Below are 13,417 nucleotides of genomic sequence, written 5' to 3'. Positions count from 1 at the left end.
CACGCCTCCCTCTTTCTGCGAACGATGTATGCAGTAGAGTAGTGCCCGGTAACTGCGAACAACGATCGCAGTTGCCGGAGAGGAGTGCGCCATGACCGCCACGACCGGAGGATCCGCCCGGGCGGGCACGCCCGCACACGCCGACGGGACCGGAGAAGCCGTGCCGACGCAGCCGGTGACCTGCTCCTGGACGCCGACGCGATATGCCCGCAACGGCGACGTCACCATCGCGTACGACCGCCTCGAAGGCTCTTCGGGAGCACCACTGCTCCTCGTGATGGGCCTCGCCACCGCCCGCTTCTGGTGGCCCGACGGCCTGGTCGACGCGTTCGCGGAGGCCGGATTCGACGTCGTCCGCTACGACCAGCGCGACGCGGGCGAGTCCACCCGGATGCCGGACACGAAGACCGGCAACCCGTTCAAGGCGCTCTTCGGCAAACCCGGCGAGGCGTACACCTCGGAGGACATGACCGACGACGCCGTCGCCGTGATGGACGAACTCGGTTGGGAGCAAGCGCACATATTCGGGCACTCGATGGGCGGGCTCATAGCCCAGCGGATCGGCCTGCGGCACCCCGACCGCGTGCTCAGCGTCACGTCGTCGGCCGCGCTCCCCAGCGACGTGAGCGGACTCGGCGTGCTGCGCTATCTGCGCTTCGGGCTTCTGGCGAAGCTGGCCCGCACCAGGTTCCCCGAAGGCCGCGAGGGCGACATCGAGGCCTCACTCGCGGTGTGGCGCGGAGTCGCGTCCCCGGGCTACCCCTTCGACGAGGAGGCCGCCCGGGCATGGGTCGAAGCCGAAGTCGACAGCGGGCCGCGCGACAAGAAGGCGCAGAGCCGCCAGATCGGCGCCCGGTGGCACGGTGCCGAACTGTCGGAACTACGCCACCCGACCCTCGTGCTGCACGGCGAACAGGACCCGATCCTCAAGGTGCGCGCGGCACATGCCACCGCCGAGGCGATCCGCGGCGCACGCCTGGTGACGTACCCCGGAGTCGGCCACGATCTACCCGCCGCGCTGTGGCCGGACGTAGCCGCAGAGGTCACCGCCGTCGCGGGCCTCCGCAAGGCCTAGCGGTGCTTTGTCGGGATGGTGTCGGTTGTGGTCTACGTCGTACGCCCGTGTCCACATCCGCGCAGGTCACGGCGTGTCCGGGGATACTCGCAGCATGTTCGATCCGATACCGGTACGCTGCCGGTGGGCAAAAAGCGGATCACCGCCGGACGCCCGACGGGGCCGTTAGCTCAATTGGCAGAGCAGCGGACTTTTAATCCGCGGGTTCAGGGTTCGATCCCCTGACGGCCCACCCTCAACGACCAGGGCATCCCTTGATCATCTAGGGATGCCCTGGTCGTTTCTGGTTGCAGAGATGGTTGCAGTTACCCCCAGAGGGCTGTACCGACGCTATCCGTTGCCTTGGCCGCGAGCGTGGACGAGATGTGCATGTAGCGGCGAGCAATCGTGATCGACGAGAGGCCGAGTACTTCCTGGACGATCTCGGCGGTCGCGCCTTGCTCGACGAGTAGCGTGGCCGCGGTGTGCCGGCCATCGTGCACGCGCACGTGATCGATGCCGGCCTCGATCAACAGGTCTCGCCATTCGACCCAGTCGGCATGGGGCTCGATCGGCTGACCGGTGGTGCCGGCGAACACCAAGTCCATGTCGGTCCATCGGTCACCGGCGGCCAGCTGCTCGCGGGCCTGGGAAGCCCGATGCGTTCGTAGTCGCTGTACGAGCGCGGGCGGGAGGGTCAAGGTCAGGTTGCCACCGCGCTTGCCCTTGCCCTTACGTCGCGCGAAGTGCCAGCCGCCACCCTTGCGGTCCGGACATTCGCGAGCATGGGCCACGCACTCCGGCGGGCAGGCCGGCGGGCACTTTGTGTGCTTCGCGCAGTCGGCTGCGCACCCAGCGCGGTGGTAGCGAGTACCGCATGTCCGCGGGTCGGTGCACCCGTGGCTGAACCTGGTGCGCTTGATCTGCCACCAGACGTGCATCTTGCGCGCGTCGAGGTCGATGTACTCCCACCGCATCCCAAGCGTCTCGCACTGCCGCAGGCCGAGGGCGAGGCCGACGGACCACCGGGCGCCGTTTCGGCGACTATCGGCGAGCTGGAGCACCCGCCGCGCCTCCTCTTGGGCAAGCGGCGCCATCTCGACTTCTTCGCCCGACGGGGCTTCAACGAGTGTGGCTACGTTCCGGCCGACCTTGCCGCGGACCACGGCCATCTTGAGGGCACGCGAGAGGATGCGGTGGATCTGCACGATGGTGTTCTTGGACAACCCCTGCTCGTTGCGGAGCCAGAGATAGAACGCGTCCAAGTGCTCGGGTTGTAGTCGGTCGAGCCGATGCCGCCCCAGTCGCGGCACAATCCAGTTCATGACCTTCGGGCGGTACGTGCTGTCGAGGGTCGACTGCTCGACGGAGCGTGGGGCGATCGTCGTGAGCCACAGGATCATCCACGCTTCGACGGTCAGCGGCTTGCCGGTCTTGGTCACCTGGCCAGCGTCGCGCTGCTTCTCTAGCGCGCGAACCTTGTCCGTCACGATGGTCTCGGTCTTACCTGTTCGGTGCCTCCGGTCTGGGCTGCCGTCGTCCTTGACGCCCATCGTCACCCAGCCGTGCCACCGGCCGTCCTCGCCGAGGTAGATACTCGATCTCCCATTCGAGGATCGGCCGGACTGACGCGCCATTACTCCCCCTGATCCAGGTAGGTATCTTTCCAGTAACAACGGCCTGCTACTGGCGAGTGTCCCTTGCTTGATTCGGCGAACTGGGCTTAACTGCGCCCTTTCTTTCCGATGGAATATATTCGGCAGCGAATTCTTCTGCCGCCCTTGACTTCCAGCCGGCCGAATAGGCTCGGTACTCGCGGTCCCGCTGCTCGATGATCCATCCCCGAATCACGGTCAGCGCCAGCCACGTCAGTCCAGTGATGCCGACCAGCACGCCGAGACTCCCGATCGTGTGCTGGTTGTTGGTCGCGCCCGCGATCACGAGCCCGAATCCACCCACCGCTACCGCCAATGCGGCAGCGACCCCGATACGTCCCACGATCACCCTCCCGCGTCGCCTCCCAGCAGGTCGCCCTGGCCGCCTGGGACGGACTCCTCGTTGAGCTGTTTCCGGAGCATCCAAGCTGCCATTTCTCGCACCCGCGCGTCCTTTACGCCTACGCGGGTGACGGCCTCCTCGGGGGTCAGAATTTGGTCATCCGACGATACTCGTGTGCCAGTTGGGTGTCTGGGATTTAGCGGAAGATCTTCTTCCGTTAGCTTTCCGGACCGAATCAGGATTTCCCGCACGTCGACATCGAGCGCCCGCGCGAGACCAATCATGCTGTCGAGGTCGGGCATGGTCTCAGCCTTGAGCAGACGCCCCACGGCACTCGCCGACATCCCCGCGTCTGCCGCCAGCTGGCTCCGTCCGCCTCCCCTTGGACTGTCGAGGTCGTAGCCGCATTCAACGGCTCGGTCGTATACCCATCGAGCGAAGCCCACTAGCGCTTCGTCCCTGTCGTGTCTCCGCATGCATGCAGGCTAGCCCGCATGCGCGCAAGCTAAATCGACATTGCACGCATGCAATCTGCCGGGCAGTAGGTTCCCGGCCAACCGTGCAGCGTAGAACCACATTCGCACAAATGTTCGCTCGACGCACCCCCATGTCGGATCGCCGTAGTTGCTTGCGTGCAAGCTAGATGAGGTCTACGGTAGTTGCACGGCCGCAAACAGCCTGGTGGCCGCTCTACATATGGGGGTGAACATGCCGACTCTGATCAGCTACAGCGTGCGAACCGACCGGTTGCGCTCGGCTGCCGCCGCGCGGGGCGATCACACGGGTCAGGCGATCCACCGCACCACCGGCGTATCCGCTGGCGTCATCAGTCGAACGCTCAACGGCCGCACCGTGCCGTCGCTCAAGACGCTGATCCGCCTCGGCGCGCCATACGGCCTGACCCTGGACGACCTGGTCGGCGACGCCCTATGAACCGGCAGACAGTCATCCCGAACCGACTGTTGCACCCGGTCGAAGAGGCCGCTGAACTGCTCGGCATCGGTCGGACCGCCGTCTACGGCCTGATCAAGTCACAGGCCCTGGATTCCACGATGCTCGCTGGCCGGCGGCTCATTCCGTACACGTCGCTGGTCGACTACGTCGCGAGCCTGCTGTCCGCCGAGCGGACCGACCTCGAACAGTCGGCGGGCCTTGACTCCGCCTGATTTCGGCTTGAAACAGCCGACGGCCGCCCCGGATTGGGACGGCCGGCCCACCGGCTGCGGAGACAGCGGGACACCTGAGTATCCCGCATTTCGCACCCCGGTTCGAAACCTCGCGCGGGTGAGGCCGCCCCGACGGCGACCGGTTGCCCCCGGTCCTGGCGTACGGCACGGCCTCTGTGCCCGCACCACTGACCACTCACAGACAGGTGGTACGAACGTGAATCACAGTATCGAGGACCGCGAACCCGCCGACGACCTGGCGCAGGTGCGCGCCGCCGGCATCATGCTGGCGCTGATCTCCCGGCCCGCCCTGCCCCGGCTGACCTGGACCGTTGACCCGGGCGGGCACGTGGTCGGCACCCGCACCGCCGGGCCGGACACCGACGTCGCGACGGACCTGGGGGCGTGGGCGGCTGCGCTCGACGCCACCGTGACGGCGACACCGCACCGCTGCGACGGGCGCATCACCTACCGGGCGCGGATCGACCTGTCCGGCAGCGGCCGGGTCGAGCCCGGTGCCGGGCCGACGCCGGTCACCATCACCGGTGTCGGGGTGCAGTCGGCGGGCTCATCGGCGGAGACCGCGACGCGTCGGATCCTCATCCCGCACGCGGCGGCGGTCGCCGTCGAGCGCGGCCCGGGATCGCTCACCATCATCACTCGGGACGACGCCGGCCCGGTGGAGATCATCCTCGAACCGGCCGCCGCCGCCGCGTTGCTCGCCGCGCTGCCCGCTCGGCGTGAGCTGCCCGCCGACCTGGCGCACGTCGAGCAGCTGCTGTGCGCGGCCGCGCTCGACGACCCGGACCAGACCACGTGTGTACTCCCTGCCGGACATGCCGGCCGGCACATCGCGCCCGTGGGCTCGATGCGCACCGCAGCGTGGGACGCCCACACGGCCGAGGTGGTGCCGGACCCGGTCGACCCGGCCGGCGACGAGCCGCAGCCCCACCCGGACTGGGCCCAGGTCGGCGTCGCCGGCCGGTGGGAGCGCACGGTGATCGATGTCCCGTGGGCGGTCGAGGAACTGGACGACACCGAGATCAGCCCGACCGACGACCCGGGGCCCGGCGCCTACCTGTACGGACCGGGCGAGTGGACGTGCGGCCGGCGGGTCGCCCTCGACCTGGCGGCCGGGCTGCTCGCCGCCGACCGCGTGATCGGCGCGTGGGCGGTCGCCGCCGCCGTCGCGATCGGCGAGCAGCACACGGCGGGTGACCACTGATGGCCGCCCGCAAGAAGACCACGCCGAAGGAATGGAACAAGGGCAAGGTCGGCGCGTCCCGCCCGGCCGCCGGCGCGCCGGTGGTGGAGCGGTGCACGGTCGACGGCTGCGGCCGGCTCGCCGAGGGCGCCGCGCTGGCTGAGGGCTGGCACCGCACCGACGTGCCCGCGTCGTCCGAGCCGCCGCGCGACTGGTGCTCGGCCTGGTGCGCCGCCGTCGGGCGGGCGCTCGCCGACCTGCGTCCGGCCCGCCGGTGACCGCGCCCACCACCGCCGCCCCCACCACGGGGGCGGCGGCCCCGCCCCGCACCGCCTACGCCTGGGGTCTGGTGCACCGGGCCGACGTTGCCGCCGACGGCTGGATCACCGGCTCGATCGCGCGGCCGACCCGGCACGGCTCGCCCGCCCACGCCGAACGGCACTACGCGATCGAGTCCGTCGAGATCGCCCGCGCCGAGGACCAGGCCGCCGGGCTCGACCCGGCGGTGTGGCTCCTGGCCTGGCACGACGGCGACCGCTGGCACGCCACCGCCCACATCCCGGGGAGTACCGGATGAAACCCATGTCCGCCAGCCGCCTCGCGGTGGTCCGCGCCATGACGTTCACCGAGCGCGGCCGCCACGTCTTCGGTCAGTTCACCGACGCCGTCGAGCACGGCCTGTTTGTTCAGGCCGTCGAGCACCACAACGCCCGCATCGAGGTGCTGGCCGAGCACGACCGGCTCGCCGGACAGGTCGCCGCCGTCGTCGGGCTGCACGAGTGGGACGAGGGCACCGACGGGCGCCTGTTCTGCCGGCACTGCTCGTACGCCTACGGGCGCGTGCCGTGGCCGTGCCCGACCGTCGGCCTGCTCCTCGACGCCGAGCAGGCCGCACACCACGTCCGCACCACCCGCACCCAGGCCAACGCCGAGGAGAGCAACCGATGACGTTCGAGTTCACGCCCGCAACCCGCGAGAAGTCGAAGGCGCGCATCGCGCTGGAAGGCCCGTCGGGCGCGGGCAAGACCTTCACGGCCCTGACCCTGGCCGGCGCGTTGTCGCCCCGGGTCGCGGTCATCGACACCGAGCGCGGCTCCGCCAGCAAGTACGCCCGCGGCAGCAGCGGCGACGGCTTCGACTTCGACACCTTGCAGATGACCACCTACGACCCGCGCGACCTGATCGGCGCACTCGCAACCGCCGGATCTGCCGGGTACGGATGCGTCGTCGTCGACTCGCTCTCCCACTTCTGGATGGGCAAGGGCGGCATGCTCGAACTCGTCGACGCCATCGGCCAACGCAAGGGCAGCGGAGGCGGGTTCGGCGGCTGGAAGGAAGCCCGGCCGTACGAGCGCGACATGATCGATGCCCTGGTGGCCTACCCCGGGCACGTCATCGTGACGATGCGGGTCAAGTCCGAGTGGGTCATCGGCACCAACAAGAACGGCAAGCCCGAGCCGAAGAAGGTCGGGACCAAGGCCGAGCAACGCGAGGGCCTGGAATACGAGTTCGACCTGGTCGCCAGCATGGACCTGGAGAACACGTTGGTCGTCGGCAAGACCAGGTGCCCGGCGCTGAACGGAGCGGTGATCAACCGGCCGGACACATCGTTGGCGCTGACCATGCTCGACTGGCTGAACGACGGCGTCGAGGTCGTCGACCCGGCAACGTACCTGGACCGGGCGGCGGCCGCCGACGCCACGTGGGAGGGGCTGCGCGAGCTGCACGCCGAGGTGACCCGCCGTCAGCTCGTCGGGTCGGCGGTGCTGCACCCGGTGACCGGTGTACCGACGACGCTCGGCGCGGTGATCGTCGAGCGCGGGCACCAGGTTCGCGCGGCGGCACAGGCGCCATCGTCTCCACCGCCGTCGGCCGACCCGGTGCGGCAGCCGGAGCGCGAGCAGCACACCGAGGCGGCGCCGGAGCGCGTGCCCGAGCAGGCCGCCGCCGCACCGGCACCGCCCGCCGACCAGTTGCCGATCCTGCTCGACGCGATCAAGGTCGGGTGGAACGATCACGTGTCGTTGGCCGCGTGCCGGCAGACCGCCACCGATCAGGGCCTGCTCGAACGCGACGTGGAGACCCGCGACGGCGGCACGATCCCGCTGCACCGGATGATCGACGGCCGGCTCGGCGACCTCGCGGGCGCCCGGCCGCAGCCGGCGCAGGAGTCGGCGCCCGCCGCCGGCCAGGTGCCGCCGCCTGGCGAATGGGGCACGCAGCAGGACACCCGGCGCGCAACACCCGCGCAGTGCACGGCGATCGCAACGATCCTGGGCGCGCTCGGCATCGCGGGTGACCGGCCGCGCAGGCTGGCCATCGTGACCGGCATCCTCGGCCGGGCGGCCAATCCGCTGGCGACCATGAAGGACTTGTCGCTGGCCGAGGCCGGGACCGTGATCGAGGCCCTGTCCGCCCTCCAGGGGCAGCCCGAACCCACGTGGGAACCGACGCTCGGCCGGTACGCGGACGCGGCGGCGACGTCGCAGGCGGCGTGACGGCGACCGTGGTGGTGGCGGGTCGGGGCAGCATCGTCCCGGCCTGCCCGGCCCCCACCACCGCCGACGGCCGCGCGCACCGGATCGCGGCCCCGCCCGCCGAGACCACCCAGCAGTGCCCGACCTGCCGGGGCACCCGCCGGCTCGGCACCCACACCCGCGGCGGCTGGCGCTGCTGGACCTGCCGGGAGGTACACCCGTGGACCTGATCCCGATCGTTCTCGCCGCCGTCGTCGCCGGCCTGGCCGCAGGCTGGCTGGCCGAGGTCATCCTGCGCTGGCTGTCCGGGTCGGCGCTCGCCGCTCCGCCGCCGATCACCCCGCCGACCGTGCGGCTGCCGCTGCACGCGGTCGACCCGCGGTTCGACCGCTGCTGGTTGTGCGCGCCGACGCCCGACCCGGGCCGGTATGACGGCGAACTGTGCCCGGCCTGCCGTCTGGTCCTCGACGTGTTCCCCGACCGCCCCATCCCGTACTGGCCTGCCGAGGGAGACGACCACCGATGAGCCTGATCATCCACCGCTGCACCTGCGGGCATACCCCGGGCCAGCACGAATCCGATTCGCAGGGCAAGCCCAGCCGCGGCTGCCACCCCATCGGCGGGTGCCGCTGCTCGGGCTACGACCCGCAGCCCACGCCGGTACTGCTGCCGACCTGGACGCCGACCGGTCGGCCGATCCCCGAGATCACCCCGCCCGGCGAGCGGTCCGACCGGCGCCGCACGTGCGACTGCGACGCCTGTCAGGCGCTGTACGCCACCCTCACGGCGGATGCGGGGGCGCGATGAGAACGTGCACCACCTGCCGCCAGCTGCTGCCGCTCGACGCGTTCCACCGCGACCGCAGCCGGCCCGACCAGCGCGGCTACTACTGCCGGCCGTGCCACAACGAGCGGATGCGCGCCTACCGCGCGCGGGTCCGGGCCACCCGGCCGCGGCCGCGGCCGACCCGGCGGCCGGCCGACGACGTCGACCAGGCGGCCGTCGACCGGGCCGTCGCCGGTGACCCGCTGGCGGACATGACGCCCGCCGAACGGCGCGCGGCCGTGCACGTCCTGACGGTTCGCGAGGGCCTGTCCGCCGAGCAGGTCGCCGAGCTGCTGCGCGTGGTCACGCGCACCGTGCAGCGAGCCCGGACCGCGACCGGCGCCAGGCCGGCCGCATGCCAGGGCTGCCTCGGCTCGGCCTGCCGCTGGCACTCCAGGGCGGCGGCATGAGCACCGCGACCGCCGCCCGCACCTGCACCTGGGGCACGCCAGCCGGGCCGTGTGGTGCCGGCGCGCAGCCATACATGGACGGCTACCGCTGCCGCGACCACTCGCCCGTCGCCCGCCTCGCCCGAACCGCCGCCGCCAGGGAGGCCGCCCGAATGGACCCCACGCCCGAGCAGGCCGAGGTGATCGCCGCCTACGGCGACGGGATCGACCTCACCGTGCAGGCCGGCGCTGGCTGCGGCAAGTCAACCACCTTGAAGGAGGTCGCCCGATCCGACCGCCGCGCCCGCATGCTGTACATCGCCTACAACAAGCCGATTGCCGTGGACGCCGCGAAGTCGTTCCCGTCGAACGCGACCTGCAAGACCGGGCATTCGCTCGCGTACGACCCCCGGCACCAGGCCCGCCTGGGCATCCCGTACCAGACCGCGCACGTCGCCGCCCAGGCGCTCGGTGTCCGCGAGATCCTGGCCCGCGACCTCGGCGAGGACGGCCGCAGTACCGAGGCCGTGATGGCCGACGATGCCCGCGTCGTGGCGATGACGAGCAAGAAGGTCATGCGGTTCGCGCTCGACACGGTCAAGCGCTGGTGCTACTCGGCCGATCCGGAGATCACGGCCGCGCACATCCCGCGCGTGGACAACCTGACCCGGCCGGACACCCGGACGGCAATCGCCCGGCTCGGGCTGCCTGTTGCCCGCGCGGCCTGGGCCGACCTGATGCAACCGGACGGCGTGCTGCGGATGGAGCACGACCACTACATGAAGGCGTGGGCGCTCGGCCGCCCCAGGCTGGCGGCGGACGTCGTGCTGCTCGACGAAGCGCAGGATACGAACGACGTCTTGACCTCGGTGCTGCTGGACCAGGACCACGCGCAGCGCATCGCGGTCGGCGACAGCGCGCAGGCCATCTACGCATGGCGCGGCGCGAACGATGCCCTCGCGAAGTTCCCCGGCGACACGCTGACGCTGAGCCAGTCGTTCCGCTTCGGCGTCGCCGTTGCCGAGCAGGCGAACGTGTGGCTCAACCTGATCTCGGCTCCCCTGCGGCTGGTCGGACACGAGCCGACCGCCTCGGTCGTGGGCCCGGTCGACCGGGCCGACGCGATCCTGTGCCGCACGAACGCGGGCGCCGTCGGCGTCGTGATCGAGGCCCTGGCCGCCGGTCGGCGGGTCGCCCTGGTCGGCGGCGGCGGAGCGATCAAGAGCCTGGCATACGCGGCGCTCGACCTGCTCGACGGCAAGCCGACCGATCACCCCGACCTCATGGGGTTCACGAACTGGGCCCAGCTCCAGGAGTACGCGGCGGAGGAAGCCGGGTCGCTGCGCGTCCTGGTCAAGCTCATCGACGACTTCGGCGCGGAGGCGATGATCGCCGCCGCCGAGGCGCTGGTGACCGAGCAGCGCGCGGACCTGGTGGTGTCGACGGCGCACAAGGCGAAGGGCCGGGAGTGGTCGCGCGTCGTGCTGCACGGCGACTTCACCCCGCCGCGGCCGGACCCGTCCACCGGGCTGCGGGTCCTTCGCCGCGAGTACGCCCGCCTGGCGTACGTCTCCGTCACGCGGGCCCGCCACGCGCTCGACTGCGCCGCCCTCGACTGGGTGCACGACGGCTCGATCGTCATCACCGACTAGACCCCGGTGGCCGGCGGCGACCCGACCCGCCGGCCACCGGCCAACCCACCGTCCCGACAGCACGAGAGCGAGACCCCGAGTGAGCTACGAGGCGGTGGCCTGGGCAATGGACGACGCACCAACGGTGTGGACCGACGCCCACAAGCCGGACGCGACCGCGAGGTTCGTCCTCGCGGTCCTGGCCGAGCACGCCGATCGCGACGGACGGGGCGCCCGCCCGTCGGGAACCCGCATCCAGTACCGCACCGGGTACGACCCGACGACCGTACGGCGTGCCCTGCGCCGGCTGGAGTCGGCCGGGCTGATCAGGCCCACCGGCACTACGGCGGACGGCTGTGTCGTGTACGACCTCGACCTCTCGCAGCGGCGGCCGGCAACGGACTGGGCCGACCTGGTTGCGCTGCGGGAGCGCGATCGTGCTGCTGCTGCCGAGCGGCAGCGGCGGTCACGGGCAAATCGTGTCACGGGCGTAACGCCCGTGACCGTCACAGGCGTTGCGCCCGTAACCAACCCGGACGGCATGACCGTCACAGGCGTAACGCCCGTGACCGTCACGGGCGCAGAGTCCGTGACGGTCACGGGCGTTACGCCCGAACAGCCTCCGTCACGGGCGCAACGCCCGCACGTCACGGGCGTTACGCCCGAATGTCACGGGCGTAACGCCCCCCGAACCATCAATGAACCACCAGTAGAACCATCCTCTTCGTCGGAGGCGGCCACGGCCGCCCCCCAGGAGAGCCGCGACGACGTCGAACAGATCTGCCGACACCTGGCCGACCGCATCGCCGAGAACGGCAGCAGGCGGCCAACGATCACCGCCCGGTGGCGCACCGAAGCCCGACTCCTCCTCGACAAGGACGGCCGCACCGTCGCCCAGGTGCTCGCCGCCATCGACTGGTGCCAGGCCGATTCGTTCTGGCGCGCCAACGTCCTGTCGATGCCCAAGCTCCGCGAGAAGTACGACCAGCTCCGGCTCAAGGCCGTCGAGCAGCGGGACCGCGCCGCGGCCGAGGCCGCCCGCACGGCGGCCCGCCAGCCCGCACACCAGACCTATGCCGACAACGGAGTGTTCTGATGGACCCCGAGGACTACCAGCCCGAGATCACGTCCGTCGACCGGATGGAACCGCACGACATCGAGGCCGAGCAGGCCCTACTCGGCTGCTGCCTGATCTACCGCCAGGCCGCCCGAGACGTACTCCGCACCGTCCAGCCCAGCGACCTGTACCGCGCCGCCCACGAAACCGTCCTGCGCGCAATGCAACGGCTCGCCGACCAGGGCGAGTCGATCAACGCGCACACCGTCGTGGCCGAACTCCAGGCCGTCGGCGACCTGACCCGCGCCGGCGGCGCCCCGTACATCCACACCCTGACCGCCGCGCCGCCGCCCGCCGCCGAGGTCGACTGGTACATCCGCCGCACCCGGGCCCTGGCCCTGCGGCGGGCAATCGTCCAGGCCGGCATCGCGATCACCCAGGACGGCTACGGCACCGCGGGCCGATCGGACGACCTGGCCGAACGTGCGGTCGCCCTGACCCGCGCCGTTCGTGACCGAGGCCGGGCAGCCCAGGACACGCCGACGCAGGACATCCACGATTTCCTGTCGGTCGCCGACGACGAGCCGGACTGGGTGCTGCCCGGCTATCTCGAGCGCGGCGACCGCGTCATCTGGACGGCGGGCGAGGGCGGCGGCAAGTCGGTGCTGCTGCGGCAGCTCGCCGTCACTGCGGCGGCCGGTGTCCTCCCGTTCGGCCGGGAGCCGAACGTGCTCGGCCCGAAGCGGGTGCTCGTGTTGGACTGCGAGAACTCCGAGGCCCAGTCCCGTCGGCGGTACCGCGGCCTGATGAACACCGCCTCGGCCATCCACCAGCCCGTGAAGCGCGGCCAGTTGCACATCCACTGCCGACCCGAGGGTGTCGACCTCACCCGCGCCGACGGCCGGGCCTGGCTCATGCGGCGCGTCGAGGACGTCATGCCCGACCTCCTGGTGATCGGCCCGATCTACCAGCTCCACGCCGGCGATCCGAACAGCGAAGAGCACGCGCGGAAAGTGACGATCGCGCTCACCGAGGCCCGGGTAACCGCCGGGTGTGCGCTCGTCATGGAAGCGCACGCGGCCAAAGCGAGCGGGTTCGGGCCGCGCGGCCTGGCCCCGGTCGGGTCGAGCCTCTGGCTCAGGTGGCCCGAGTTCGGCATGGGCCTGCGCCCCGTCGAGGACACCACCTCGGCCGAACACGACCGCGCCCGACGCGTCGTCCCCTGGCGCGGCGCCCGCGACGAGCGGCTGTGGCCGAGGTTCCTGCGCGGCGGCTGGACAAGCGAGGGCGAATGGCCCTGGACCCCGTACACCCCCATCGACGCGGACCACCACGGGCGGTCCGAGACCGGAGCCCTGTCGTGACCCGGCTGACAATCGGCCCGCGCAAACCCACCGGCGCCTGGCCTGTCTACCGCCAGATCCCCGGCCGATTCGGCCCCGTCTCGGTGCACGACGGCTGGGTCACCACCTGGACCCGCCGCATCGGCAGCCAGGTCTACGCCTTCTACCACTCCGCCACCGCCTCGGAGGGCCTGCACGTCAGCGCCCGCCCGCACGACGGCACCGATGGCGCGCAGCACGACATCCACATCCCGCCCACCACCTGACCACCCG

The 13,417-nt window shown here is 71.2% G+C and carries 19 protein-coding genes and 1 tRNA gene; 17 read left to right on the top strand and 3 right to left on the bottom strand.

Annotation, left to right across the window (positions count from 1 at the left end; genetic code table 11):
• Positions 1 to 91: 91 nt before the first annotated feature.
• Both B4N89_RS13670 and B4N89_RS13665 read left to right on the top strand, forming a co-directional pair.
• A complete protein-coding gene (locus B4N89_RS13670) occupies positions 92 to 1,075 on the top strand; it encodes an alpha/beta fold hydrolase (RefSeq protein WP_078976114.1) in 984 nt (327 codons plus the stop codon).
• Between the two features lie 159 nt (positions 1,076 to 1,234).
• A tRNA-Lys gene (locus B4N89_RS13665) sits at positions 1,235 to 1,307 on the top strand.
• A gap of 73 nt (positions 1,308 to 1,380) precedes the next feature.
• Here the strand turns inward: B4N89_RS13665 and B4N89_RS13660 are convergent.
• From B4N89_RS13660 to B4N89_RS13655, 3 genes are all read right to left on the bottom strand, one after another.
• Positions 1,381 to 2,607, bottom strand: a complete 1,227-nt coding sequence (locus B4N89_RS13660; protein ID WP_078979349.1) for a tyrosine-type recombinase/integrase — start codon at positions 2,605 to 2,607, stop codon at positions 1,381 to 1,383.
• 130 nt (positions 2,608 to 2,737) lie between these two features.
• Positions 2,738 to 3,052, bottom strand: coding sequence for a hypothetical protein (locus tag B4N89_RS48970; protein WP_143657951.1), 315 nt, complete (start codon positions 3,050 to 3,052; stop codon positions 2,738 to 2,740).
• Between the two features lie 2 nt (positions 3,053 to 3,054).
• Positions 3,055 to 3,528, bottom strand: a complete 474-nt coding sequence (locus B4N89_RS13655) for a helix-turn-helix domain-containing protein (RefSeq protein ID WP_078976113.1) — start codon at positions 3,526 to 3,528, stop codon at positions 3,055 to 3,057.
• Between the two features lie 232 nt (positions 3,529 to 3,760).
• Between B4N89_RS13655 and B4N89_RS13650 the strand changes: the two genes are divergently transcribed.
• From B4N89_RS13650 to B4N89_RS13580, 15 genes are all read left to right on the top strand, one after another.
• The gene (locus B4N89_RS13650; RefSeq protein WP_143657950.1) at positions 3,761 to 3,985 is read left to right on the top strand and encodes a helix-turn-helix domain-containing protein; all 225 of its coding nucleotides are present in this window, start codon (positions 3,761 to 3,763) and stop codon (positions 3,983 to 3,985) included.
• Positions 3,982 to 4,218, top strand: a complete 237-nt coding sequence (locus B4N89_RS13645) for a helix-turn-helix domain-containing protein (protein ID WP_078976111.1) — start codon at positions 3,982 to 3,984, stop codon at positions 4,216 to 4,218. Before B4N89_RS13650 ends, B4N89_RS13645 begins: the two co-directional genes overlap by 4 nt.
• A gap of 217 nt (positions 4,219 to 4,435) precedes the next feature.
• On the top strand, positions 4,436 to 5,443 hold the full coding sequence (locus tag B4N89_RS13640; RefSeq protein WP_078976110.1) for a hypothetical protein: 1,008 nt from the start codon (positions 4,436 to 4,438) through the stop codon (positions 5,441 to 5,443).
• Positions 5,443 to 5,700: a hypothetical protein gene (locus tag B4N89_RS13635; protein WP_078976109.1), complete on the top strand. Its 258-nt coding sequence runs from the start codon at positions 5,443 to 5,445 to the stop codon at positions 5,698 to 5,700. Before B4N89_RS13640 ends, B4N89_RS13635 begins: the two co-directional genes overlap by 1 nt.
• The gene (locus B4N89_RS13630) at positions 5,697 to 5,999 is read left to right on the top strand and encodes a hypothetical protein (RefSeq protein ID WP_078976108.1); all 303 of its coding nucleotides are present in this window, start codon (positions 5,697 to 5,699) and stop codon (positions 5,997 to 5,999) included. Before B4N89_RS13635 ends, B4N89_RS13630 begins: the two co-directional genes overlap by 4 nt.
• Positions 6,000 to 6,004: 5 nt before the next feature.
• Positions 6,005 to 6,370, top strand: a complete 366-nt coding sequence (locus B4N89_RS13625) for a hypothetical protein (protein ID WP_078976107.1) — start codon at positions 6,005 to 6,007, stop codon at positions 6,368 to 6,370.
• The gene (locus B4N89_RS50705) at positions 6,367 to 7,920 is read left to right on the top strand and encodes an ATP-binding protein (protein WP_201260838.1); all 1,554 of its coding nucleotides are present in this window, start codon (positions 6,367 to 6,369) and stop codon (positions 7,918 to 7,920) included. Before B4N89_RS13625 ends, B4N89_RS50705 begins: the two co-directional genes overlap by 4 nt.
• On the top strand, positions 7,917 to 8,129 hold the full coding sequence (locus B4N89_RS13615) for a hypothetical protein (protein ID WP_143657949.1): 213 nt from the start codon (positions 7,917 to 7,919) through the stop codon (positions 8,127 to 8,129). Before B4N89_RS50705 ends, B4N89_RS13615 begins: the two co-directional genes overlap by 4 nt.
• On the top strand, positions 8,120 to 8,425 hold the full coding sequence (locus tag B4N89_RS13610) for a hypothetical protein (protein WP_078976105.1): 306 nt from the start codon (positions 8,120 to 8,122) through the stop codon (positions 8,423 to 8,425). The genes B4N89_RS13615 and B4N89_RS13610 overlap by 10 nt, the downstream gene beginning before the upstream one ends.
• Entirely contained in the window at positions 8,422 to 8,706 is a 285-nt protein-coding gene (locus B4N89_RS13605; protein WP_078976104.1) for a hypothetical protein, read from the top strand. The genes B4N89_RS13610 and B4N89_RS13605 overlap by 4 nt, the downstream gene beginning before the upstream one ends.
• On the top strand, positions 8,703 to 9,134 hold the full coding sequence (locus B4N89_RS13600; RefSeq protein ID WP_078976103.1) for a hypothetical protein: 432 nt from the start codon (positions 8,703 to 8,705) through the stop codon (positions 9,132 to 9,134). The genes B4N89_RS13605 and B4N89_RS13600 overlap by 4 nt, the downstream gene beginning before the upstream one ends.
• Entirely contained in the window at positions 9,080 to 10,765 is a 1,686-nt protein-coding gene (locus B4N89_RS13595) for a UvrD-helicase domain-containing protein (RefSeq protein ID WP_235618606.1), read from the top strand. Before B4N89_RS13600 ends, B4N89_RS13595 begins: the two co-directional genes overlap by 55 nt.
• A 79-nt stretch (positions 10,766 to 10,844) precedes the next feature.
• Positions 10,845 to 11,840 (top strand): helix-turn-helix domain-containing protein, encoded by a 996-nt coding sequence (locus B4N89_RS13590; RefSeq protein WP_078976102.1) that lies wholly within the window; start codon positions 10,845 to 10,847, stop codon positions 11,838 to 11,840.
• The gene (locus tag B4N89_RS13585; RefSeq protein WP_078976101.1) at positions 11,840 to 13,165 is read left to right on the top strand and encodes an ATP-binding protein; all 1,326 of its coding nucleotides are present in this window, start codon (positions 11,840 to 11,842) and stop codon (positions 13,163 to 13,165) included. The genes B4N89_RS13590 and B4N89_RS13585 overlap by 1 nt, the downstream gene beginning before the upstream one ends.
• Positions 13,162 to 13,410, top strand: a complete 249-nt coding sequence (locus B4N89_RS13580) for a hypothetical protein (RefSeq protein ID WP_078976100.1) — start codon at positions 13,162 to 13,164, stop codon at positions 13,408 to 13,410. Before B4N89_RS13585 ends, B4N89_RS13580 begins: the two co-directional genes overlap by 4 nt.
• Positions 13,411 to 13,417 lie beyond the last annotated feature (7 nt).

Source organism: Embleya scabrispora, from assembly GCF_002024165.1.
Taxonomy (GTDB): Bacteria; Actinomycetota; Actinomycetes; order Streptomycetales; family Streptomycetaceae; genus Embleya; species Embleya scabrispora_A.
Note: the sequence above shows the minus strand (reverse complement) of the source record. Positions and strands in the feature narration are given on the sequence as shown.